The sequence below is a fragment of the uncultured Algibacter sp. genome (assembly GCF_947490405.1).
Lineage (GTDB): Bacteria > Bacteroidota > Bacteroidia > Flavobacteriales > Flavobacteriaceae > Algibacter_B.
In genome coordinates this window covers 60,950-84,572 of record NZ_CANLGU010000002.1, presented here as the reverse complement: position 1 = coordinate 84,572, position 23,623 = coordinate 60,950, and the positions used below count along the sequence as shown (strand labels likewise).

General features: G+C 31.4%; 22 protein-coding genes. 20 read left to right on the top strand and 2 right to left on the bottom strand.

Annotation, left to right across the window (positions count from 1 at the left end):
- The first annotated feature begins 67 nt into the window (after positions 1 to 67).
- Positions 68 to 919, top strand: a complete 852-nt coding sequence (locus Q0772_RS04350; protein WP_298340749.1) for a class I SAM-dependent methyltransferase — start codon at positions 68 to 70, stop codon at positions 917 to 919.
- A 244-nt stretch (positions 920 to 1,163) separates the two neighbouring features.
- Entirely contained in the window at positions 1,164 to 1,691 is a 528-nt protein-coding gene (locus Q0772_RS04345) for an OmpH family outer membrane protein (protein ID WP_298340748.1), read from the top strand.
- Positions 1,692 to 1,762: 71 nt separating this feature from the next.
- Here the strand turns inward: Q0772_RS04345 and Q0772_RS04340 are convergent, their stop codons facing one another.
- On the bottom strand, positions 1,763 to 2,917 hold the full coding sequence (locus tag Q0772_RS04340; RefSeq protein ID WP_298340747.1) for a DNA polymerase III subunit delta': 1,155 nt from the start codon (positions 2,915 to 2,917) through the stop codon (positions 1,763 to 1,765).
- A 510-nt stretch (positions 2,918 to 3,427) separates the two neighbouring features.
- Here Q0772_RS04340 and Q0772_RS04335 point away from each other — a divergent pair.
- The 3 genes from Q0772_RS04335 (at position 3,428) to Q0772_RS04325 (ending at position 7,346) form a co-directional block, all read left to right on the top strand.
- The gene (locus Q0772_RS04335) at positions 3,428 to 4,615 is read left to right on the top strand and encodes a phosphoglycerate kinase (RefSeq protein ID WP_298340745.1); all 1,188 of its coding nucleotides are present in this window, start codon (positions 3,428 to 3,430) and stop codon (positions 4,613 to 4,615) included.
- A 74-nt stretch (positions 4,616 to 4,689) separates the two neighbouring features.
- Positions 4,690 to 6,276, top strand: coding sequence for a LysM peptidoglycan-binding domain-containing protein (locus tag Q0772_RS04330; protein ID WP_298340743.1), 1,587 nt, complete (start codon positions 4,690 to 4,692; stop codon positions 6,274 to 6,276).
- Between the two features lie 89 nt (positions 6,277 to 6,365).
- Positions 6,366 to 7,346, top strand: a complete 981-nt coding sequence (locus Q0772_RS04325) for a DUF4837 family protein (protein ID WP_298340741.1) — start codon at positions 6,366 to 6,368, stop codon at positions 7,344 to 7,346.
- A 68-nt stretch (positions 7,347 to 7,414) separates the two neighbouring features.
- On the opposite strand, the gene tatA is transcribed toward Q0772_RS04325, so the two are convergent.
- Complete coding sequence (tatA, locus tag Q0772_RS04320; RefSeq protein ID WP_298340739.1) at positions 7,415 to 7,597, bottom strand: twin-arginine translocase TatA/TatE family subunit; 183 nt, start codon at positions 7,595 to 7,597, stop codon at positions 7,415 to 7,417.
- Positions 7,598 to 7,713: 116 nt separating this feature from the next.
- Here tatA and Q0772_RS04315 point away from each other — a divergent pair, with 116 nt between their 5' ends.
- The 15 genes from Q0772_RS04315 (at position 7,714) to Q0772_RS04245 (ending at position 23,617) form a co-directional block, all read left to right on the top strand.
- Positions 7,714 to 8,583 carry a M23 family metallopeptidase gene (locus Q0772_RS04315; RefSeq protein ID WP_298340737.1) on the top strand — a complete coding sequence of 290 codons (870 nt, stop codon included), beginning with the start codon at positions 7,714 to 7,716 and terminating at the stop codon, positions 8,581 to 8,583.
- A 3-nt stretch (positions 8,584 to 8,586) separates the two neighbouring features.
- A complete protein-coding gene (locus Q0772_RS04310) occupies positions 8,587 to 10,080 on the top strand; it encodes a GH3 auxin-responsive promoter family protein (protein WP_298340735.1) in 1,494 nt (497 codons plus the stop codon).
- Positions 10,081 to 10,135: 55 nt separating this feature from the next.
- Entirely contained in the window at positions 10,136 to 11,254 is a 1,119-nt protein-coding gene (gmd, locus tag Q0772_RS04305; RefSeq protein ID WP_298340733.1) for a GDP-mannose 4,6-dehydratase, read from the top strand.
- A gap of 3 nt (positions 11,255 to 11,257) precedes the next feature.
- Positions 11,258 to 12,307: a GDP-L-fucose synthase gene (locus Q0772_RS04300; protein WP_298340732.1), complete on the top strand. Its 1,050-nt coding sequence runs from the start codon at positions 11,258 to 11,260 to the stop codon at positions 12,305 to 12,307.
- A gap of 83 nt (positions 12,308 to 12,390) precedes the next feature.
- Positions 12,391 to 14,079 carry a hypothetical protein gene (locus tag Q0772_RS04295; protein WP_298340730.1) on the top strand — a complete coding sequence of 563 codons (1,689 nt, stop codon included), beginning with the start codon at positions 12,391 to 12,393 and terminating at the stop codon, positions 14,077 to 14,079.
- 9 nt (positions 14,080 to 14,088) lie between these two features.
- Positions 14,089 to 15,162 (top strand): hypothetical protein, encoded by a 1,074-nt coding sequence (locus Q0772_RS04290; protein WP_298340728.1) that lies wholly within the window; start codon positions 14,089 to 14,091, stop codon positions 15,160 to 15,162.
- A gap of 3 nt (positions 15,163 to 15,165) precedes the next feature.
- Entirely contained in the window at positions 15,166 to 16,179 is a 1,014-nt protein-coding gene (rfbB, locus tag Q0772_RS04285) for a dTDP-glucose 4,6-dehydratase (protein ID WP_298340726.1), read from the top strand.
- A gap of 4 nt (positions 16,180 to 16,183) precedes the next feature.
- Positions 16,184 to 17,041 carry a glucose-1-phosphate thymidylyltransferase RfbA gene (rfbA, locus tag Q0772_RS04280; RefSeq protein WP_298340724.1) on the top strand — a complete coding sequence of 286 codons (858 nt, stop codon included), beginning with the start codon at positions 16,184 to 16,186 and terminating at the stop codon, positions 17,039 to 17,041.
- Between the two features lie 3 nt (positions 17,042 to 17,044).
- Complete coding sequence (gene rfbC / locus Q0772_RS04275; protein ID WP_298340722.1) at positions 17,045 to 17,590, top strand: dTDP-4-dehydrorhamnose 3,5-epimerase; 546 nt, start codon at positions 17,045 to 17,047, stop codon at positions 17,588 to 17,590.
- On the top strand, positions 17,587 to 18,372 hold the full coding sequence (gene rfbD / locus Q0772_RS04270) for a dTDP-4-dehydrorhamnose reductase (protein ID WP_298340720.1): 786 nt from the start codon (positions 17,587 to 17,589) through the stop codon (positions 18,370 to 18,372). Before rfbC ends, rfbD begins: the two co-directional genes overlap by 4 nt.
- Positions 18,373 to 18,465: 93 nt before the next feature.
- Positions 18,466 to 19,491, top strand: coding sequence for a Gfo/Idh/MocA family oxidoreductase (locus tag Q0772_RS04265; protein WP_298340718.1), 1,026 nt, complete (start codon positions 18,466 to 18,468; stop codon positions 19,489 to 19,491).
- Positions 19,484 to 19,936 (top strand): acyltransferase, encoded by a 453-nt coding sequence (locus Q0772_RS04260; RefSeq protein ID WP_298340716.1) that lies wholly within the window; start codon positions 19,484 to 19,486, stop codon positions 19,934 to 19,936. Before Q0772_RS04265 ends, Q0772_RS04260 begins: the two co-directional genes overlap by 8 nt.
- 2 nt (positions 19,937 to 19,938) lie before the next feature.
- A complete protein-coding gene (locus Q0772_RS04255; RefSeq protein ID WP_298340714.1) occupies positions 19,939 to 21,039 on the top strand; it encodes a DegT/DnrJ/EryC1/StrS family aminotransferase in 1,101 nt (366 codons plus the stop codon).
- Between the two features lie 17 nt (positions 21,040 to 21,056).
- Entirely contained in the window at positions 21,057 to 22,274 is a 1,218-nt protein-coding gene (lhgO, locus tag Q0772_RS04250) for an L-2-hydroxyglutarate oxidase (protein ID WP_298340713.1), read from the top strand.
- Complete coding sequence (locus tag Q0772_RS04245; RefSeq protein ID WP_298340711.1) at positions 22,274 to 23,617, top strand: oligosaccharide flippase family protein; 1,344 nt, start codon at positions 22,274 to 22,276, stop codon at positions 23,615 to 23,617. Before lhgO ends, Q0772_RS04245 begins: the two co-directional genes overlap by 1 nt.
- Positions 23,618 to 23,623 lie beyond the last annotated feature (6 nt).

The following is a 23,623-nucleotide window of genomic DNA, read 5'->3' as shown; positions in this document are numbered from 1 at the left end:
CACGTGGAACACTTTAAATTAATTTCTCTTTTTTGTCATTCTGAACTTGATTCAGAATCTATTTTAAATGAAAAACAAAGCTGCTTTTTTAACCGTCAAAGACCACTCTGTTTCAGGAGAACAATTCGAGATAATTCAGAATTCAGAATATGGTTTTCTTGAAACCACACCTCAACCATCTTCAGAAAAATTACCTGATTATTATCAAAGCGAAGACTATATTTCTCATACAGATTCTAAAAGAAATCTATTTGAAAAAGCATATCATATAGTTAGAAGCATTTCATTAAAAAAGAAATTAAACCTAATTAATTCATATTCCTCACAAGAAAAAAACCTTTTAGATGTTGGATGCGGGACAGGAGATTTTTTAGAAATCGCTCAACAAAATAATTGGCATGTTACAGGAATTGAACCAAATGAGAAAGCTAGAAATATTGCCAATAAAAAAACAAATAATGCCGTTTTTAAAACAGACCAACTACTAAAGTTTGAACCCAACAGTTTTGATGTAATTACACTTTGGCATGTTTTAGAACATTTACCAAATATAGAAGATCATATTTCAGTATTTAAAAAACTTTTAAAACCAAAAGGCACTTTAGTTATTGCTGTACCAAATTATAAAAGTTATGATGCAAAACATTATAAACAGTTTTGGGCAGCGTATGACGTTCCAAGGCACCTTTGGCATTTTAATAAAGCATCCATTTCAAAATTAGTTTCAAAACAATCTTTTAAAGTTCAAAAAGTAAAACCCATGTGGTTTGATTCATTTTATGTAAGTATGCTTTCAGAAAAATATAAATCTGGAAAAATGAATCCTATTAAGGGTTTTTGTATTGGATTGCTTTCAAATTTAAAAGCTATATCAACGAAAGAGGCTTCATCTTTAATTTACGTCATAAAAAACAGTTAAAAACTATTTCAGTTTATCTGAGGCTCTCTTCATTCTAACAAATGCACAAACACTAGTTAGTTTTTTTTAAGTGTCTTAAAACGCTTTATATGGATTTGATTTTAATAGAAATTTATTATTCCAAATCATTTTTTTAATAAATATTTCTTATAAGTTAAATTCAAACCAATTCTGCTTTCAATTTTAACTTACTTTGTTATTTTTGTTCGGATTAAAAAGTAAATCAATCAAAACATATAGACTGATGAGAAATGTAATTTATGTAGTGCTAGCGATGTTAATTTTTGCTTCTTGTGAAAAACCAAATAAAATTGGTTTTATAGATAATGGAACTGTAATTAACGATTATCAAAAAAAGAAAGATGTTGAAGCTAAATTCCAAGCTAAAGAAGAAGCTTTTAGAAAACGAGCAGATAGTATAAGTTTGGCATTTCAAGCGGAAGCTCAAAAAGGACAAGCCGAGGCGCAACGTGTTGCAAGAAGTAACAGAAAACGAGCAGAAGAGTTAATGGCTGGTTTACAACAAAGGCAACAAATATTGCAACAACAAATGCAATCTGAACAACAAAACTTAACAAAAGAATTTCAAACCGAAATAGATTCTGTAATTTCAAATGTGAAAGATTTTGTAAAAGACTACGGAAAAACAAATGGTTATAACTACATCTTAGGAACTAGTGATGCAGCAGCAACCGTTATGTATGGTCAAGAACAAAGTGATTTAACCAAAACTATTTTAGATGCGCTTAATGCGGATTATAAGAAAGAATAATATATTAAATATCTGATTTACAGTGTTTTAAATCCTATTAAAAGCAATTTTAATAGGATTTTTTATTTAATCTACTCCGCTTTTTTATGAAGTAACCGCGTTAACTTAATAGATAAATCGGTTAAAATAATTTTAGAGTTGCCGTTACGTTCAATATGGTAAATAGCATCCTGTAGTTCGTTACTAATATCCATAATGTTGTTTCCGTGTACAAAAGGCGCAAAATTTTCAAGCTTAAACTTTTCGGTTTTGGGTTCTAAATACACCAGATCTGTAGCATTATAATTTAGCAAAAGAGCTTGACGAAAAAAGTCCAAACAGAAATTCAAAAATTGCTTTTGGGTCTCTCTACCTGTTTTAGCAATATCCTCACTCCAAGAAATTAAATCATGAATAGCCGCTTTATTGCCTTTCGCTTTAAAAGCACTTCTAATCCAGAAAACAAACCAAGTTTCAAACTGAATATCTTCAGAATCTTGATACACCAAATCGCAAGCCTTGTTATAATTCCCGTTAGATTGACTCGCTATTTTGGCAGCAACCCTAACATCAATATTATACTGTTTTATTAAAGCATTTTTTATAACGTCTTCAGCCAATGGCGGAAAATGTAAAATTTGGCAGCGCGACCGTATGGTGTTTATAATCTGCTCTTCATCTTCAGCAATCAATAAAAAAATCGTTTTATTAGGCGGCTCTTCAATCAGTTTTAAAAGTTTATTGGCACAAGCAGTATTCATTTTTTCAGCCATCCAAATCAGCATCACTTTATAACCACCTTCGTAAGATTTTAGCGTAAGTGATTTGACGATTTCATGCGCCTCATCAACCCCAATCTGCCCCTGTTTATTATCAACCCCAAGTAATTTATACCAATCAAATAAATTCCCATAAGGCTGCTCATTCAACAATTGGCGCCACTCTTCAAGATAAAAACTAGACACAGGTTTACTTTTTACCTTACTACTTGTAGTTACCGGAAAAGCAAAATGCAAATCAGGATGCGAAACGTTTTTAAACTTCAAATTACAAGCTTCGTTTCCCGTATTATTTTCTCCACCAGAATTAGAGCATAAAATATATTGCGCATAAGCCAACGCCATAGGCAAGGTGCCAGAACCCTCATTACCAACAAATAATTGCGCATGCGGTATTCTGCCATTATCCACACTCTGCGTAAGGTGTTTTTTAATATGTTCTTGACCTAAAATGTCTTCAAAAAGCATAAAAGCAAAAGTAAATGAATTTTATTAGATGTTACGCACCAAAAAAGCAGTAAAATTTTATAGATGTTTATTTGGGCGTTACCCGAAAAGGGTCGGGCTTTACGTTACAAGTCCTCGCACCTCCTAAAGTCGGGCTGTGGGCTTTCCTCTGCAATCCCTAACGCGCTTGCTTGCTATCTTAGGGATTTAAACGTTAAAAGTGATTTTTTTTGAGAGGTTCGTTTAATGTTTCGCGGATATAAAATCGTTTTAATGTTTTATATCCGACGTTAAACGAAGGTAGCAGAAAAATTTTACAAAGTCAAGTTTTAGATGTAATCGATATTTCATTATTTTTCAGTATAACAATGAGTTTGAGAGTAAGTTTATAAAATCTGAGACCTGTATAATTAAAAAATCAAACATTTCTTTGACACTTCAAACGTTTTCGTTAAAAAACACATTTTATATAGGCTTTTAATTAGTTACATTTGTTAATCAAACAGTTAAAACGATAAAATTAAATATATAATGAAGACGCTAAACGATTTTAATTTCGAAAATAAAAAAGCTCTAATCCGTGTGGATTTTAATGTGCCATTAAACGAAAATTTTGAGGTAACAGATGCAACAAGAATTGTATCTGCAAAACCAACAATTATTAAAATTTTAGAAGATGGAGGGAGTTGTATTTTAATGTCGCATTTAGGTCGCCCAAAAGGATTTCAAGAGGAGTTTTCGTTAAAACACATAGCAAAAAAAGTTGAAGACGTTTTAGGTGTAGAGGTTAAAACCGTTGCAGATTGCATTGGTGATGATGTTGAAGCTGCTGCTGCAAGTTTAGAGCCTGGGCAAATTTTATTATTAGAAAACTTACGTTTCTATAAAGAAGAAACTGCTGGAGATAAAGACTTTGCAGAAAAACTATCAAAATTAGGAGACATCTACGTAAACGATGCCTTTGGTACAGCGCACAGAGCGCATGCATCTACAACCATCGTAGCGCAGTTTTTTGAAGGTAAAAAATGCTTCGGTAACTTATTAGCTCAAGAAATTGAAAGCATCAATAAAGTTATGGAAACAGGAGAAAAACCTGTTTTAGCAATACTTGGAGGCGCAAAAGTATCTTCAAAAATTACCATTATCGAAAATATTTTAGATAAAGTAGACCACTTAATTATTGGTGGTGGTATGGCATTTACATTTGTAAAAGCTCAAGGTGGAAAAATAGGAAACTCCATATGTGAAGACGATAAAATGCCATTAGCGCTTGAAATATTAGAACAAGCTAAAGCTAAAAATGTACAAGTACATATTCCTGTTGATACGATTGCAGCAGACGATTTTAGTAATGATGCGAACACACAAATACTTGACATTAACGAAATTCCTGACGGATGGGAAGGTGTAGATGCTGGACCAAAATCTAGAGCGCAATTTCATGATGTGGTCATGCAATCTAAAACCATCCTTTGGAACGGGCCATTAGGCGTTTTTGAAATGGAAAGTTTTGCAAACGGAACTATAGAATTAGGAAACTCTATTGCTGAAGCTACTAAAAACGGAGCCTTTTCTCTTGTTGGCGGTGGAGATTCTGTTGCAGCAGTTAAGCAATTTGGTTTTGAAGATAAAGTAAGCTACGTAAGTACAGGTGGTGGTGCCATGTTAGAAAGTTTAGAAGGTAAAACACTTCCTGGAATTGCTGCTATTTTAGAATAGTTGTAATTAAGCTTTCAAATTAGCCTAAAAAATACGATTTTAGCCATAGTATCGTTCATTAATGAATAGATTTTATGGCTTTTCGTTTTTTTATAATAATATGTCTTCTTAACATAAGTACTTGTTTTTCTCAAATCCAAGACTCCATTTCTACATCAAATCATGTAGTAAAGGATACGCTTTCAACTCAAAGCACACAAGTTAAAGATTCACTAATTCTTGATAATACAAGAATTGTAAAAGTTATTGAAGCTGAGATTGACTCAACTTCAACAAAAAGCTTAAAAGACTTAGAATTTGCTTCTAAATTAGACGAGAAGTGGTTTGAGGAATTGTATAGTAATAATTTATTTGATACGATTTACAAATCGGTTTTAGAACTTGATTATAAACCTATTGACTATCCAGAATTACATGCCGATACACTTAAAGCACGATTAAAAGAACTTGATGCAAGAACACCTTTTAATGTGGAGTATAACCCATCATTGGAAAGTGTTATAAAATCTTATTTAAAACATCGTCGAAAATCCATTCAAAAGCTAATAACCTTGAGTGCCTTTTATTTCCCGATGTTTGAACGCGAGTTGGATTTATATGATATTCCTTTGGAAGTTAAATACCTAGCTATTGTAGAGTCTGCGTTAAAACCTAGAGCAAGATCAAGAGTTGGCGCTACAGGTTTGTGGCAATTCATGTTTGGTACAGGTAAAGAGTATGGTTTAGATGTAAGCAGTTATGTTGATGAGCGTAGCGACCCCATAAAATCAACCGAAGCAGCAGCAAAATATTTAGCCAGATTATATAAAATATTTGGTGATTGGGATTTGGCTTTAGCAGCATACAATTCTGGTCCGGGGAATGTTTCAAAAGCCATAAGACGTTCTGGAGGCTATAAAAACTATTGGAATATACGTCATAATTTACCACGTGAAACAGCAGGCTATCTACCAGCTTTTTTGGCCAATATGTATATTTTCGAGTATGCAAAAGAGCATGGTTTTAAAAAATATAAACCAGAGTTAGCCTACTTTGAAACTGATACAGTACGGGTAAAGCAGATGATAACATTAGATCAAGTTTCAGAACTTACAGGAACACCAATAGAAGAACTTCAGTTTTTAAACCCTTCATATAAATTAGATATTATTCCTTTTATCAAAGATGAAAACTATAGTTTAAGGTTGCCAAGAGATGTTGTTGGGAAATTTGTAAATAATGAGGATGCCATTTATGCCTATGCAAAAGCAGAGTTTGATAAACGTGAAAAGCCAATGCCTCAATTTTTTAATGCTGATGCAAAAGTAACCTATCGCGTAAAATCTGGAGACTATCTAGGAAAAATATCTAGAAAATATGGTGTTAGAGTAAGTCAAATAAAAAAATGGAATGGTTTAAGAAGCAATAATTTAAAAATAGGGCAACGCTTAACAATTTACCCGAGAAAACCTAACGTTAATGCAGTATCTACTGCAAAACCAAAAGTTAAACCGAAACCCATTTCTGGAGAAGTAATTACTTATATAGTTAAAAATGGCGATTCTCTTTGGAGTATTTCTCAAAAGTTTCCTGGAGTTTCTATTCAAAATATTAAAGATTGGAACGGTATTAGTAGTAGTAAATTAAAACCGGGAATGAAACTTAAAATTTCAAAAGGTTAATTGAGAATAATTTATCGAGGCTTAGTCTCAGATTTCATAAATAAAAATTATTACCCCGAAATTATTTTGGGAACTAAAATATAAAATAAATGATGAGGAATTTTCTTTTTTCAGTACTTGTATTAACACTTATTACGTCCTGTGGGGACAAAAAAAAATCAAATGAAAAATTTCTACCGGATGCTTCAGGTGCTATAAATAATGTTTCGGTAGTTACTGAAAATGACTTGTGGGATGGACGAGTTGGTGAAGCCATAAGAGATGTTTTAGCAAAGCCTATTTATGGCTTACCACAAGACGAACCAACATTCACTATTAGTCAAATTCCACCAGCAGTTTTTTCTGGGTTTGTTACCAAAAACAGAACTGTTTTAAAGATTGAAACGGGGAAAGAAAAAGGTATGTTTATTAAAGACGATGTATATGCTAAACCGCAAAAAGTTATTGTATTAACAGGACAATCACGAGAAGATATTATTAGTGTTTTAAAAGCAAACGGTTCTAAGATTGTTGATACATTTAGAAATGAAGAGCTAAATGAAAGAATGCGACAAATGTCTAAATCACCCCACAGCTTCACTTCTATTAAAGAAAAACTAGGTTTAACCATTCAGTTTGCTTCCATTTATAGAATGGCTAAAGAAACTGAAGATTTCTTTTGGATTAGAAAAGATATCACAACAGGAACAAGTAATTTAATGATTTATGAATTGCCGTACGACGCTATTAAAAAGAACGATAGTATGGTAAATCAAATTATTAAAATAAGAGATTCTATAGGGAAAAAATATATAGATGGTCCTGTTGAAGACTCTTATTTACAAACACAAAATGCATATACACCATTTCATGGAGAAACTATTATAGACAATAAACCTACATTAGAAACAAAAGGTATTTGGTCTGTTAAAAACGCCTTTATGGGTGGGCCATTTATTAACTACGCCATAGAAGATAAAATTAATAAACGTTGGATTGTAGTTGAGGGTTTTGCTTTTGCACCTTCTGTTGAAAAACGAAACTATATGTTAGAGCTTGAAGCGATTATTAGATCCGTTAGAATAGAATAGTTTTTAATACACTATATAAAAAGCAAAAACCAGCTCACTGAGCTGGTTTTTTTTATGTGTGTATTTTTTTATCCTTTTTTATCTTCGGTAGATTCTTCTTCTTTACTAGCATCTTTAAATTCCTTAATACCACTACCTAATCCACGCATCAACTCAGGTATTTTTTTACCTCCAAATAAAAGTAAAACCACCACAACAATTAATGCAATTTGCCAAGGCCCTATAGCTAAGGGTAACATATATAAGCTCATAATAATCAATTTAAAGAACAAAGTTAATAATTAATGTTTAATAAAGTCGTTTTAAGTTCAACTTTAGTATATAGACTCTTAAGTCTTGTAATAAATTTAATTATTTTTGTTTCGATATGGCAGACGAAAAAAAGAAACCAAAAAAGATAAAACGGAAATTACTGGATAAGTATCGTTTGATGATACTTAATGAAAATACTTTTGAAGAGCGTTTATCGTTCAAACTTACCAGATTAAATGTTTTTGTAATGAGTTCGTTAATAGCCATTTTTTTCATTGCACTAACATATTTACTCATAGCATACACACCGCTTCGGGAATATATACCGGGTTATTCATCTACAGCATTAAAAAAGAAAGCAACAGAGTTGAGTTTTAAAACAGACTCTTTACAACGTGTTTTGCATATGAATGATCGTTATTACGAATCTATTAAAAAGGTTTTAACAGGCGATTTAAATGCGATAGATTTTAACAGAGATTCTATTATTCAAGCTGTTAAGCTAGAAGCAAGTGAGGTTGATTTAGCACCAACTGCAGAAGATTCTTTACTAAGAGAAAAAGTAGACAAAGAAGATAAGTATAATCTTTTTGAATCTGCTACAACAGCTACAAATTTTGTGTTATTTCCGCCAGTAAACGGCACAATAAGTGAACCATACAATGCTAAAGAAAAACATTTTGCTGTAGATGTTGTAGTGGAAAAAGATACACCTGTAAAGGCAACAGCCGATGGAATTGTTGTGTTTGCTGAATGGACAGCCAGTACAGGTTATGTTATAATCATAGAGCATAGTTATGGATTAATTTCTATTTACAAACACAATGCAGCTTTAACTAAAGCTCAAGGCGATTTGGTTAAAGCTGGCGAAGTTATTGCTACTGCGGGAAATACTGGTGAACTTTCAACAGGCCCGCATTTACATTTTGAACTTTGGAACGATGGGTATCCTATTAATCCAACAAACTTTATAGATTTTAAATAGATTATGATATCATTAAAGTCTGCCTTAGCAAAACCTTTTGCGAAACGTATTTATAAAAAAACTCAAAAATGGGCTAATAATCCTATTAAAACTCAAAATAGAGTATTTCAAGAATTAATTTCAGAAGCTGCTGGAACAGAGTTTGGAAAAGATCATGATTTTGTGAGTATAAATAATCATGAAGATTTTGTGAAACGTGTTCCAATAAGAGATTACGAAGCATTAAAATCTTATGTTGAGAAAGTGGTTGATGGGAAGGAAAATGTTCTTTGGAAAGGAAAACCTCTTTATTTTGCAAAAACATCAGGAACTACATCGGGTTCAAAATATATTCCTATTACCAAGGAAAGTATGCCTACACATGTTGAAGCAGCTAGAAATGCTATTTTAATGTATATCCATGAAACGGGTAATAGCAAATTTGTTAATGGTAAAATGATTTTCCTTCAAGGGAGCCCCATTTTAAATGAACAAAATGGGATTCAACTTGGGCGATTATCAGGAATTGTGGCGCATTATGTTCCTAAATATTTACAAAAAAACAGATTACCATCTTGGGAAACCAATTGTATTGAAGATTGGGAAACTAAAGTAGATGCTATTGTTGAAGAAACTCTACCTGAAAACATGACAGTTATATCAGGAATACCATCATGGGTGCAAATGTATTTTGAAAGACTTCAACAAAAAACCCAAAAAAAGGTAGGAGACATATTTAAAAATTTTAACCTGTTTATTTTTGGAGGTGTAAATTACGAACCTTATCGCGCTAAATTTGAAAATCTTATAGGCAGAAAGGTAGATAGTATTGAATTGTATCCAGCAAGCGAAGGTTTTTTCGCTTTTCAAGACAAACAAAATGAAAAGGGAATGTTGCTTCAACTTAATTCTGGTATTTTTTATGAGTTTGTAAAAGCAGATGAATTTTTTGATAAAGACCCGAAGCGAATCACGATTAAAGATGTTGAAGTAGGTGTAAATTATGTGATGATAATTTCAACCAATGCAGGCTTATGGGCTTATAATATTGGTGATACTGTTGAGTTTACTTCAACCAAACCATATCGTGTTATTGTTTCAGGTAGAATCAAACATTTTATTTCTGCATTCGGGGAGCATGTAATTGGTAAAGAAGTAGAACAGGCTATGCAAGAGGCTATTCAGGGTTCTGAGGTTAGAATTTCAGAGTTTACCGTAGCGCCTCAAATTAATCCTAAAGAAGGGCTACCATATCATGAATGGTTTATAGAATTTGAAAATGAACCTGATGATTACTCTGCTTTAGCTAGAAAAATTGATGAATCGCTTCAAGAACAAAACACCTATTATTTTGATTTAATACAAGGAAAGGTTTTACAGCCTTTAAAAATAACTAAAGTAGAGCAAGGAGGTTTTCAAGAGTATATGAAATCTATCGGTAAATTAGGAGGACAAAATAAGCTTCCAAGGCTTTCAAATGATAGAAAAATTGTTGATGAGTTTTCCTCTTATAATTAATTTTTTAAAAGTATTAAGTATATTACCTAATTAATACATCTCAAATTAAATTAAAATGCAAAAAAAGGTAGCATTAATTACAGGAGTTACAGGACAAGATGGGGCCTATTTGAGTGAGTTTTTGCTTAAAAAAGGTTATGAAGTTCATGGTATTAAAAGGAGAGCTTCATTGTTTAATACGGATAGGATAGACCATTTATATCAAGATCCTCATGAAGACAATCGTAATTTTATTCTACATTATGGTGATTTAACTGATAGTACAAACTTAACCAGAATTATTAAGCAGGTTCAGCCTGACGAAATATATAATTTGGCTGCCATGAGTCATGTACATGTATCTTTTGAGATGCCTGAATACACAGCAGATACAGATGGTATGGGAGCTTTACGAATATTAGAATCAGTAAGACTACTCGGTTTAGATAAAAAAACAAGAATTTATCAAGCTTCAACTTCAGAGCTTTATGGTAAAGTTCAAGAAGTTCCGCAAACTGAAACAACACCTTTCTACCCTAGAAGCCCATATGCAGTAGCAAAAATGTATGCATATTGGATAACTGTAAATTATAGAGAGGCTTATAACATATTTGCTTGTAATGGCATTTTATTTAATCATGAATCACCAATTAGAGGTGAAACATTTGTAACTAGAAAGATTACTAGAGCAACATCAAGAATTGCTTTAGGTCTTCAAGATAAAGTATATCTGGGGAATTTAGATGCTAAAAGAGACTGGGGGCACGCAAAAGATTATGTTAGAATGATGTGGATGATTCTTCAAGCCAAAGAACCAGAAGATTGGGTTATAGCAACAGGAAAAACAACTTCTGTTAGAGATTTTGTAAAAATGTGTTTTGAAAATATTGGTGTTGAATTAGAGTTTAGGGGCAGTGGGGTCCATGAAAAGGGCTTTATAAAATCTTCAGTTGATTCTGATTATAAATTGGAAATAGGTAAAGAAGTAGTTTGCGTTGATGAAAAGTATTACCGTCCAACAGAGGTTGATATATTAATTGGAGATGCTACAAAAGCAAAAGAAAAATTAGGTTGGGAACCAGAGTATAATTTAAAAGGCTTAGTGGATGACATGATGAGTAGTGATATAAAATTGATGAAAAAGGATGATTTCTTAAAATCTGGAGGCTACACGATTAAAAATTATTTTGAATAAACATTGGATACTTCTTCAAAAATATACGTAGCAGGTCATAGAGGTTTAGTTGGTTCTGCAATACTTAAAGTATTAAAACAAAAAGGGTATACTAATCTAGTAACCAGAACTCATAACGAATTAGACTTAGCAAATCAAATAGAAGTTTCGAATTTTTTTAAAATTGAAAAACCTGAATATGTGATTTTGGCTGCGGCAAAAGTTGGTGGTATTATGGCAAATAACACCTATCGTGCGGATTTTATTTACGAAAACTTAATGATCCAAAGTAATGTAATTCATCAAAGCTATTTAAACGGTGTAAAAAAGCTTTTGTTTCTAGGAAGCACTTGTATATATCCAAAAAACGCGCCTCAACCTATTAACGAAGAGAGCTTATTAACTAGTCCTTTAGAGTATACCAACGAGCCTTATGCTATTGCTAAAATTGCAGGAATAAAAATGTGTGAAAGTTATAATTTGCAATATAACACAAACTTTATTTCTGTAATGCCAACAAATTTATATGGGCCAAATGATAATTTTGATTTAGAGAAATCACATGTATTACCTGCTTTGATAAGAAAAATTCATTTAGCAAAATTATTATCAGAGCATAAGTATGATGAGGTATTAGCTGATTTAGAATTCACCTCCATAGATGAAACCAAAAAATATCTTTTACAAAAAGGGGTGACTGCATCAAGTGTTGAAATTTGGGGAACAGGAAAACCTAAGAGAGAATTTTTGTGGAGTGAGGATATGGCCGAAGCTTGCTTTTTTATTATGAAAAATATTGATTTTAAAGACACATATTCACCATCACAAAAAGAGATTATTAATACACATATAAACATTGGATCTGGAAAAGATATTTCAATAAAAGACTTAGCAGAAACAATAAAGCGTATAATTGGTTATAAAGGCACCTTTATCTACAATTCTAAAAAACCAGATGGCACTTTAAAAAAGCTTACAGATGTGTCTAAAATTAATTCTAAAGGGTGGAAACATAAAATTGAAATTGAACAGGGAATAGAGAAACTCTACAATTGGTATACCTCTTACAAATAGTAGAGTTTAAGTAATATTTGATATTTAGCAACCCCACAAAAATTAAAGTAAATAATAGTATATTTGTCCAACCAAATTAAACTATGAGTAGTAAAAAACATCATGAGAGAACACGTGCTCAAGAAAGCTCCAATGCGATAGAGCGTATGTATATTACTATGCGTCATTTATTTAATAGAGGTTTTTATAAGCCTATGGGGATATCTGGCGAAACCTTAAGGAAATCCTTACTTCTTCTGAGACCAGAAATTTACGGATCTGTAGGAGATGAAAAAGCAGAATTAGAAGGTTTAATTTACGTTATTGATAGGCTTCCTCAAGGCATTGAAGAATGTACATTTATAAACTTAACAAGTGACGAAGGATATTCAAATTCTCACTTTAAACCTATAATCCCAGAAAAACGTCGCCGTAATTGTTATAGGATTGATGATGAGCAGATGAATATCGAAATTACTCGAGGACGATCTGAAATTTACGACATCTTAACCCATCTTACTTTTCTTTTTATTGAGTCTCATAAAATCGGTAATCGTGTTATTGTTGATGAAGATGGAGCAACAACAAGAGATTGGGTTAAACTTGAAAAAGCAGTTTTATCAAAAAAGAAACTTACCCAACAAGAACGAGAAATTGCTATTACACACACAGCTAATATTTTAGGAAGAACTTTCAATGAATTAAGTTCTATTTATGATGAGTTTGCAATCCCTTCTCAACCGGAAAGATTATTACACATTGTTTATTGGTTGGGAAAACTTGCTATCGAAGAGTTGATAAATAACCAAAAACGTACTATTACCTTTAGTCCAGTTCTAAGAGAACGTATTGGGCACCATATTCATGGAGAGATTTGGGCTGATTATATTAAAGAGGCGTTGCATAAAAATGATTTGTTGGAAAGACCAATCCATATAATTAGTGCCAATATGCATAGCGTTATGAATACCTTATACGCTAATAACGTTTTGAAAGATCAATCTAATAAGAAAGATGATTTTGAAGTATATCAATTGTTGAGTAAAAAAGAAAATCAAGCATTACGAGACAAAGTTACCAAACAAGCATTACTTAAAGGAATGATTTATGTTGAGGATAAGTCTGGAACTAATATTGATGTTCAAATATTTGATACAACTAAGTTAGACGTTTCATTGATGAACATTAAAGTCTCTGAAAAACACTTGAAACAAAAAAAACCTGTTATATTAGTGATGGATTATGCATTTGGCGAGCAGGCTTATGAGACTATTGATGAATTACTAAAGCCCTATAAGAAAAATAAAAAAAAGTGCCATCTTAATGTAGATTCAATTTCAATTATGGGTAAAGCGGGTATATTAGAAGGTGATAAAGGAGATATTATGATTCCATCTGCACATATTTTTGAAGGAACAGCAGATAATTATCCATTTAAGAATGAATTAAAAAGAGAAGATATAGAAGGGCAAGGAATTAGTATATGTGAGGGGTCTATGATTACTGTTCTTGGAACTTCATTACAAAACAAGGATATTCTAAAATTTTTTTACAACTCTACTTGGCAAGTAATAGGTTTAGAAATGGAAGGAGCGCATTACCAAAAAGCCATTCAAGCCGCTTCAAAAGTAAGAGGCAGTATTAAGCCTGATGTAAAAATAAGATATGCCTATTATGCAAGTGATAATCCATTAAAAACAGGTGCAACATTAGCTTCAGGAGGCCTAGGTACTTCTGGAGTAAAACCCACTTATGTAATTACAAGAACAATACTAGAACAAATATTTAATTAAAATAAAATTATGAGTAAAGATCTGCAAAAACCACAGCAATCTGAAGAATTAGATTTAGGACACATATTTAAGGTGATTGGAAATACGTTTGAAAAATTATTTCAGTTTATTTCAAACATATTAAAAAAACTATTCTTGTCATTTGTATGGTTAATATTTTTCATAAAAAAGCATATAATAAAAATTATTATTGCAGGTATAATAGGTTTTGCTTATGGTTATTACAGGCAAAGCAAAGGTGAACCAATTTATAAATCAACAACAGTAATAAAACAAAATTATGATACTGGAGAGAATTTGTACAGAGCCATAGATTACTACAATGAATTAATAGCAGAGAGAGATTCAGTTACTTTAGGTTCTGTTCTAGATATTAATTCTATTAAGGCAGGTTCTATTCTCGAGTTAGAAGTAGAGTCTGTTATTACAGAAAACGATAAACTAGAGAATTTTGACGAATATACAAAGGGATTGGATTCGATAATTGCATCATCAGTAACTTTTGAAAATTATGTAAAAAACTCAAAGGAATTTCATTATCCAGTACAAAGAATCATAATAAAAGCTAAAGAGAAAGCTGTTTTTGGTACTGTTATCTCAAAAATTGTAGATAAAATTGCATCAACGGAATTTTTTCAAATCGAGCAAAAAAAGGACTTAACAGAATTGATGAATTTAGAAAAGACAATTCTAGAATCTTTAGAAGCTTCGAAAGATTTACAAAGTGTTTATAAAAAAGTTTTAGAGAAACCTTTGGAAAAACCTGTAGGCTCGCAAACTAGTATAACTATTGATAACAATGAAGATAAAAATGTTACAAAAGAGTTTGAATTGTACAATAATGATGTTGAATTACGTAGAGAGCTTGTTCAAATACAAAGGGAAAAGGAGGATAAAAAGTTTATAGTAGAAGTGGTATCGAGTCAAGAAAATCAGGGAACTATAGATAATACCAAAGAATTTTTAGGAACACCATTAGATTTTAAAATTTACTATGCACTTGTTCTTATGATACTAGCGTCTATGATATTACTTACTCTTCATTTTATTAAATTCTTAGAAAAATATAAAAACGAAATATAATTAATGACTATTTTAATAACAGGCGGGGCAGGTTTTATTGGCTCGAATTTTATAGTTTATTTTTTAAACAAATATCCTAATATTAAAATTGTAAACTTAGATAAGCTCACTTATGCAGGTGAGCTTTCTAATTTAGAAGAAATAGAGAGGAACAAAAATTATACGTTTTTAAAAGGGGATATTTGTAATAGACAATTGATTGAAAAATTGTTTAAAGAACATAATTTTTCTGGAGTTATTCATTTTGCTGCAGAATCTCATGTTGATAACTCGATTAAATCGCCAAACGAATTTATAAGCACCAATGTATTAGGAACATTTAATTTAATTGATGTAGCAAAAAACCATTGGATGTTGGCTCCGTATAAAGTGAATTCTAACCATATTAAATCAAGATTTCTTCATATATCAACTGATGAGGTTTATGGAACTTTAGGAGATCAAGGTTTTTTTACTGAGAACACTGCATATGCTCCTAATAGCCCATATAGTGCTTCAAAAGCATCATCAGACTTTATTGTTAGAAGTTATTTTCACACCTATGGATTAAATGTTGTAACAACCAATTGTTCAAATAATTACGGACCTAAACAGCATGACGAGAAGTTAATACCAACAATTATAAGAAAGGCTCTAAAAGGTGAAAATATTCCTATTTATGGAGATGGGAAAAATATTAGAGATTGGCTTTATGTAAAAGACCATTGTAAGGGTATTGATTTAGCTTTTAATAAAGGTATTGTAGGAGAGACTTATAATATTGGAGGTAAAAACGAAAGAAATAATTTATATATTGCGAATACAATATGTGAGATTTTGGACAATATTTTACCAAAAGACAAATCTTATAAGGAACACATAACGTTTGTAAAAGATAGACCAGGTCACGATTATAGATACGCTATTGATGCATCTAAGCTAGAAAGTAACTTAGGGTGGTTAGCTGAAGAAAATTTTGAAACAGGAATTAGAAAAACCATAGATTGGTATATTAAAAAGTATCAAGGAAGAGGATAGATTAATGAAAGGAATTATATTAGCAGGAGGCTCAGGAACACGGCTGTATCCACTTACCAAAGTAGTGAGTAAGCAGTTGATGCCTGTTTATGATAAACCCATGATTTATTATCCATTAACAACCTTACTATCAGTTGGAATTAGAGAAGTTTTAATTATTTCAACATCAAAAGACTCTCCCAAGTTCAAAGACCTTCTTGGAAATGGAGAAGACTTTGGATGTAAGTTTGATTATGCAATTCAAGAAGAGCCAAAAGGATTAGCAGAAGCCTTTATAATTGGAGAAACATTTATTGGAAAAGATAGTGTTGCTTTAGTTCTAGGCGATAATATTTTTTACGGTTCAGGCTTGTATAAAACATTACAAAATAACATTAACCCTACAGGTGGAGTTATTTTTGCTTATCATGTTCAAGACCCTCAACGTTATGGTGTAGTAGAGTTTGACCAATTTAATAAGGCAATATCTATTGAAGAAAAGCCAGATAAACCAAAATCTAATTTTGCTGTTCCAGGAATATATTTTTATGATAATTCAGTAGTAGATATTGCAAAAAAAATTAAACCAAGTAAGCGTGGAGAATTAGAAATTACAGATGTCAATAAAGTTTATTTAAACAAAGGAATTCTTAATGTTCAAATTTTAGATAAAGGTACGGCATGGTTAGATACAGGAACATTTTCATCACTAATGCAAGCCTCCCAATTTGTTCAAGTTATTGAAGAACGTCAAGGTCAAAAAATTGGGTGTATTGAAGAAGTAGCTTATAAAATGGGCTACATAAACAAGACACAATTAAATAAATTAGCACAACCACTACTAAAAAGCGGTTATGGTGACTATCTTCAACAATTGAGTTAATAAATGGTAGTTGAAGAAACATATCTAAGAGGGTGTTACGTTATTACACCCAAGGTTTTTAAGGATGAAAGAGGTTTTTTTTTAGAATCGTTTAATAAAAAAACATTTTTTACAGAAACAGGTATTAATTCTAATTTTGTTCAAGATAATTTATCGAAATCTTCAAAAGGTGTTTTAAGAGGATTACATTTTCAAGTAGGTAAGGCAGCTCAATCTAAATTAGTTCAAGTTATTAAAGGAAAGGTTTTAGATGTTTGTGTTGATTTAAGAAAAGACTCACCAACATTTGGGAAACACTTTTCAATAGAACTAGATGGGATAAACAAAAAGCAATTTTATGTACCTAGGGGTTTTGCTCATGGGTTTGTAGTACTTGAAGATGATACAATTTTTTCGTATAAATGTGACAACTATTACAATAAACCTTCTGAATCTGGAATCATTTTTAATGATAAATATTTAAATATAAACTGGGGATTAGCTGAAAAGGATATGATTATTTCTGAAAAAGATAAGAACCTACCAACATTTGAAAATCTATTTAGATGATAAAAAAAGTTCTTGTAACAGGTGGGAATGGTCAATTAGGAAAAACCCTAAAAGAACTTTTCAAAAATAACACTAAAGGACTAGACTTTGTTTTTACTTCAAAAGAAGTATTAGATATTACAAAAAAAAATGATATTGATGCCTTTTTTCGCAATACGGATTTTGATTATTGTATTAATTGCGCAGCATATACTAGTGTTGAACAAGCTGAAAAAACACCAGAAATAGCATATAACATTAATGCTAAAGGCGTTAAAAATTTATCAGAAGCATGTAGCCAAAACGGTACTATTCTGATTCATATTTCTACAGATTATGTTTTTGATGGTGAGAAAGTTGAGCCTTATCTAGTAAAAGACGAAACTAACCCAATTAATGTTTATGGGAAATCTAAGTTGCTAGGGGAAGAGTATATTCAGGATATTATGACTGAATATTTTATTGTAAGAACATCATGGTTATACAGTAAAAAATATGGGCATAACTTTTATAAAACTATCGTAAAAAAAGGCAAATCAGAAAAGGAACTCTCAATTACTACCGAACAAAAAGGCTGTCCAACAGATACTGTTAATTTATCGAAATTTATTATTCAATTAATCCATAAAAAACGACGAGATTTTGGGGTTTTTCATTTTTCCGATAACCAAGTAATGACCTGGTATGACTTTGCAAAACTAATCTTGTCAGAAAATAATTTGTTGCATAATATAAATCTTGTTAAAATAAACAATTATCGTACTTTTGCAAGGCGACCTAAAAATTCAGTTTTAGGCATGTGAAATCATTAATTATTGTATAAATTTCACTTCTAAAATAATCATGCATAAAAAACAACTTTAAAGAGCCTTATAATTTAATAAAAGTTAAAAAAAATGGGTAAGAAACTAAATTTTGCCATTGTAGGATGTGGAAGAATAGGTACTAGACACGCAGGACACATAAACAACAACGGTAACCTGAAAGCAGTTTGTGATATTGAATTTGATAAAGCACAAACTTTGTCAAAACAATATAATGCCAATGCATATAAGTCTATCGAAGAAATGCTATCAAATGAACCTGAGGTAGATTTGATAGCAATATGCTCTCCAAACGGATTGCATGCAACACATACTATTCGAGCTTTAAGAGCTGGTTTTCATGTGCTTTGCGAAAAACCAATGGCAATTAGTGTTCACGATTGTGGTGAGATGATAAAGGAAGCAGAAAAAGCCAACAAGCGATTAATGATTGTAAAACAAAATCGATTTAACCCTCCTGTAGAAGCCGTAAAAAAAGTTGTTGAACAAGGACAACTTGGAAAAATCTATTCTGCTCAGCTGAACTGTTTTTGGAATCGAAACCCTGATTATTACAAAGATTCCTGGAAAGGTTCATTAAATCTAGATGGCGGAACACTTTATACTCAATTTAGTCACTTTATAGATTTATTATATTGGATAGTTGGAGACGTTAAAAATGTTGAGGCTTTTGGAGGTAATTTTAATCATCAAGGAATAACAGAATTTGATGATAATGGTGTAATTGCTTTGGAGTTTTACAATGGAGCTCTTGGAACTATTAATTATACAGTTAATAGTTATGGTAAAAACATGGAGGGTTCTTTAACAATATTTGGAGAAAAAGGAACTCTGAAAATTGGAGGACAATACCTTAATGAACTAGAATATCAAAATATTGAGGAATATAAAATAGAAAATTTAGCCAAAGGAAATACGGCTAATAATTATGGTCAGTACCAAGGATCTATGTCTAATCATGATAAAGTATATGAAAATGTTGTAGAAGTTTTGTTGAATGATGGAGTTATTTCAGCCAATGGGTTTGAAGGCTTGAAAACTGTTGAAATTATAGACAAAATATACCGAAAAATAGAAAATAGAAATAAAAGTGTATAAGCAGCTTAAAGTAGGAGTTAAAGATTGCTCATTTGGTGATAATGTAAAAATTGTTGAGCCTGTAAATCTTTATGGATGTGAAATTGGAGATAACTGTTTTATAGGTCCTTTTGTTGAAATTCAAAAAGATGTAATAATTGGTAGAGAAAGCAAAATTCAATCACACACCTTTATTTGTGAGTTAGTTACTATAGGCAGTAAATGTTTTATAGGTCATGGAGTAATGTTTATTAATGACTTATTTAGTGATGGAGGTCCAGCAGGAGGAGATCAGTCAAAATGGAAATCAACAAACATAGGTAATAATGTGTCTATTGGTTCTAATTCTACTATTTTACCCATTAAAATATGTGATAATGTAGTTATTGGTGCTGGTGCTGTTGTTACAAAAAACATAGAAAAACCAGGGGTTTATGCAGGAAACCCAGCAAAGAAAATAAAATAAGAATGATAAAATTTCTAGATTTACAAAAGCAATATCTTTCAATAAAAGAAGAAATAGATACTTCTATTCAGAATATAATCAATACATCCTCTTTTATAGGAGGAGAGAAACTAACACTTTTTGAGAAAAATTTTGCGAGCTTTCAACAAGCAGATTATTGTGTAGGTGTTGCTAATGGTACTGATGCTTTAGAGATAGCAATAGAAGCGCTTAATCTTCCAAAAGACTCAGAAATTATTGTTCCAGCAAATAGCTTTATTGCAAGTTCTGAAGCTGTGACAAGATCAGGATTTAAAGTGCTTTTTTGTGATTGTGAAGAAGATAGTTATACTATCTCAGAGGAAAGTATTAAAGCTGTAATTACTGATAAAACTAAAGCAATTATAGCGGTACACCTTTATGGTCATCCGTGTGATATGGACATGCTTTTGGATATAGCCAAACAATACAAACTTAAAATTATAGAAGATTGCGCACAAGCTCATGGCGCAGAATATAAAGGGAGAAGAGTTGGAGCTATAGGTGATATTGGAACCTTCAGCTTTTATCCAGGTAAGAATTTAGGAGCCTATGGAGATGGAGGCGCTATCGTAACCAATGATGAAAACTTAGCAATAAAAACGAGAATGATTGCTAACCATGGGCGTGTAGAGAAGTATAATCACGTCTTCGAAGGCAGGAATAGTAGGCTAGATACTTTGCAAGCATCTATTTTAGATGTGAAGTTGAAACACCTAGATAAGTGGACAAATCATCGTATAAAAATTGCAGATTATTATCTTGAAAATTTAAAGGGTGTTACAGAAATAATCTTGCCCAAACGTTCTAAGGATGTTAGGCAAGTATATCATTTATTTGTAATTAGGTTAGAAAACAGAGATGAACTTAAAGCATATCTTTCAGAAAATGGGATTCAAACAGGAATACATTACCCAATAGCCTTACCTAAATTGAAAGCTTACAGCTATCTTAATATGGCCAGTTCTGATTTTAAGGCAAACAAATTGGACACATCATTATTGAGTATACCTATCGGAGAGCATATACCTATAGAATCTGCTGAACAAGTAGTAAGCGCAATAAAGTTATTTTTTAACGATTAGCAATCAATAATTAAACTATGAAGTATGATGTTGCTGTAATTGGAGCAGGTATTGTAGGATTATCGGTAGCGTACAACCTTTTAAAGGAAAACCAAAACCTTAGTATAGTTGTAATTGAGAAGGAAAACGATATCGCATCTCACCAGACAGGGCATAATAGTGGTGTTATTCATTCTGGGATATATTACAAACCAGGTAGTGTAAAAGCTATTAATTGTAAAAAAGGATACGACCTTCTTTTAGAATTTTGTAAAAGAGAAAAAATACCACACGAAATTTGTGGAAAAATTATTGTTGCAACAAGCAAAAACGAGGAAAAGAAATTAAAGGCTATTTATGATAGGGGAGTTCAAAACGGTCTAAATAATTTAATACTACTAGATAAAGAAGGTCTTGAAAAGATAGAACCCAATGTTTCTGGAACAAAAGGTATTTATGTACCACAAGCAGGAATTGTAGATTATAAAAAAGTTTCAAGGCGATTGTATCAAATTGGACTAGAAATGGGAGCAAGTTATACTTTTAACAACAAAGTAATTACTTTGGAAAAACAAACAGATGGTTATAATATTAAGACTGAAAATAAGATAATTAAAGCGAAATTTTTAGTTAATTGTGCTGGATTATATTCAGATAAAATAGCTAAAATGGATGGGGTTGGTCTAGACTATAAAATAATACCCTTTAGAGGAGAGTATTATTTATTAAAAGAGGATAAGACACATCTAGTAAAAAACTTAATCTATCCAGTACCAGACCCTAGTTTTCCTTTTTTAGGAGTCCATTTTACAAGAAGGATTAATGGTAAAGTAGATGCTGGTCCAAATGCTGTATTAGCTTTTAAAAGAGAAGGTTATACAAAAAGGGATATTAATATAAAAGAGCTTTTAGAGAGTTTATCCTATTCAGGGTTTATCAAAATTGCACTAAAATATTGGAAAGTTGGAATGTATGAAATGTATAGGTCTTACTCCAAAAAAGCATTTGTTACATCTTTACAAAAATTAATCCCTAAAATTAAAGAAGAAGATTTAGTAATTGGAGAATCTGGAGTAAGAGCTCAACTTTGTGGTAAAGACGGTAGTTTAGTTGATGATTTTTTGATTGAATATACAGAGAATGGGGTTCATGTAATTAATGCTCCATCTCCTGCAGCAACTTCTTCTTTGAATATAGGTCAAGAAATTGTTACTAGAATTTTAAGTAAACAAAATAAGGATCAAGCAACCAATTGATGACAAGCTTTTTAAAAAAGATATTAGAAAATGAATTCGCAAAAAATGTCATCACATTGGTCTCAGGCACTACTGTTGCCCAAATGATTCCTGTATTGATATCTCCAATATTAACAAGAATTTACAGCCCATCAGATTTTGCCGTTTTAGGTATGTTTACTAGTATAACACTGATTTTATCAGAGATAGTTTCTGGAAAATTCGAAATGGCTGTTATGAATACTGATGATGAAATTGAGCAGAAAAAAATTACCACTCTCACAGTTACTACTATTATCTTTTTTAGTGTTATTTTTTTGATACTTTTTGCTTTATTTTTTGATAAGATTCCTTTTTTACAAGTTGAAGGCTTGAAGAAATGGAAATATTTATTAGTAGTGTCAATTGCTCTAATAGGGTTTAGTAAACTTTTGACATTTTTGAGTACAAAAAAAAAAAAGTACAAAACTATAGCTTATGGTAAAGTTGTTAGATCAATATCGTTATCAATTTTTCAACTAGGCCTGTACTTTTTAAAATATTTCGGTTTAATCGTAGGTTACCTTATGGCTACTATTGCAGAGATTAGTGTTTTATTAATAAAGAACACTAACATGTATAAAAAGCTAAATACAAAACAGCTTGTAGCAACCTTAAAAAGGCATAAAAAATTCCCGTTATTTGATGTTCCGTCTAGCTTATTGAATATAGGTTCAATACAAGCCCCAATCCTTATGTTGCCATCTTATTTTGGGTCTGTTTATGGAGGGTTATATTTTCAAGCCTTTAAGGTTTTAACAATGCCTGTATCATTAATAGGAGGAGCAGTAGGGCAAGTTTTTTTTGAACAAGGCTCTTCTTTAAAAAACGAACCCGAAAAGTTTTCTAAATTAGTATTAGATTTACATAAAAAGCTTGTTTTCTCTATAATTCCTTTTGCCATAATAGCTTTTTTTGGACAAGAATTATTTGGTTTTGTTTTTGGACAAGAATGGGAATTATCTGGAAAGTATGCTATGATTATGACGCCATGGTTGTTTTTTAATTTTTTAACATCTCCAATAGCCTCAATAATAATAATAAAAGAGAGACAAGGCCTAGGGTTTATTTTTATTTTTTTTATGTCACTCTTTAGGCTATTAGGATTAGGACTAGGTGTTTTTTATTTTAAAGATATAGATATAACTATTGTTTTATTTAGTGTAACGAGTGCAATTTCCTATTTTGTTTACTCTTCGTTTTTAATTCATAAGTTTTTAACTATTGGACTAAAAAACTATTGGTTAATTATTTTAAAATTGGTTATACCAACCATTATTGGTTTTGCAATTATTAAGTTCTTGCTTTTTGAGAAAATATTTTAACTTAAG

Bases quoted from the DNA above. Each gene is read 5' to 3' on its own strand.
- rfbB (WP_298340726.1), top strand. From the start codon at position 15,166: ATGACTATTTTAATAACAGGCGGGGCAGGTTTTATTGGCTCGAATTTT.
- Q0772_RS04310 (WP_298340735.1), top strand. From the start codon at position 8,587: ATGATATCATTAAAGTCTGCCTTAGCAAAACCTTTTGCGAAACGTATT.
- gmd (WP_298340733.1), top strand. From the start codon at position 10,136: ATGCAAAAAAAGGTAGCATTAATTACAGGAGTTACAGGACAAGATGGG.
- Q0772_RS04295 (WP_298340730.1), top strand. From the start codon at position 12,391: ATGAGTAGTAAAAAACATCATGAGAGAACACGTGCTCAAGAAAGCTCC.
- Q0772_RS04245 (WP_298340711.1), top strand. From the start codon at position 22,274: ATGACAAGCTTTTTAAAAAAGATATTAGAAAATGAATTCGCAAAAAAT.
- rfbD (WP_298340720.1), top strand. From the start codon at position 17,587: ATGATAAAAAAAGTTCTTGTAACAGGTGGGAATGGTCAATTAGGAAAA.
- lhgO (WP_298340713.1), top strand. From the start codon at position 21,057: ATGAAGTATGATGTTGCTGTAATTGGAGCAGGTATTGTAGGATTATCG.
- rfbC (WP_298340722.1), top strand. From the start codon at position 17,045: ATGGTAGTTGAAGAAACATATCTAAGAGGGTGTTACGTTATTACACCC.
- Q0772_RS04265 (WP_298340718.1), top strand. From the start codon at position 18,466: ATGGGTAAGAAACTAAATTTTGCCATTGTAGGATGTGGAAGAATAGGT.
- Q0772_RS04290 (WP_298340728.1), top strand. From the start codon at position 14,089: ATGAGTAAAGATCTGCAAAAACCACAGCAATCTGAAGAATTAGATTTA.
- Q0772_RS04330 (WP_298340743.1), top strand. From the start codon at position 4,690: ATGGCTTTTCGTTTTTTTATAATAATATGTCTTCTTAACATAAGTACT.
- tatA (WP_298340739.1), bottom strand. From the start codon at position 7,597: ATGAGCTTATATATGTTACCCTTAGCTATAGGGCCTTGGCAAATTGCA.
- Q0772_RS04350 (WP_298340749.1), top strand. From the start codon at position 68: ATGAAAAACAAAGCTGCTTTTTTAACCGTCAAAGACCACTCTGTTTCA.
- Q0772_RS04335 (WP_298340745.1), top strand. From the start codon at position 3,428: ATGAAGACGCTAAACGATTTTAATTTCGAAAATAAAAAAGCTCTAATC.
- Q0772_RS04340 (WP_298340747.1), bottom strand. From the start codon at position 2,917: ATGCTTTTTGAAGACATTTTAGGTCAAGAACATATTAAAAAACACCTT.
- Q0772_RS04315 (WP_298340737.1), top strand. From the start codon at position 7,714: ATGGCAGACGAAAAAAAGAAACCAAAAAAGATAAAACGGAAATTACTG.
- Q0772_RS04255 (WP_298340714.1), top strand. From the start codon at position 19,939: ATGATAAAATTTCTAGATTTACAAAAGCAATATCTTTCAATAAAAGAA.
- rfbA (WP_298340724.1), top strand. From the start codon at position 16,184: ATGAAAGGAATTATATTAGCAGGAGGCTCAGGAACACGGCTGTATCCA.
- Q0772_RS04325 (WP_298340741.1), top strand. From the start codon at position 6,366: ATGATGAGGAATTTTCTTTTTTCAGTACTTGTATTAACACTTATTACG.
- Q0772_RS04345 (WP_298340748.1), top strand. From the start codon at position 1,164: ATGAGAAATGTAATTTATGTAGTGCTAGCGATGTTAATTTTTGCTTCT.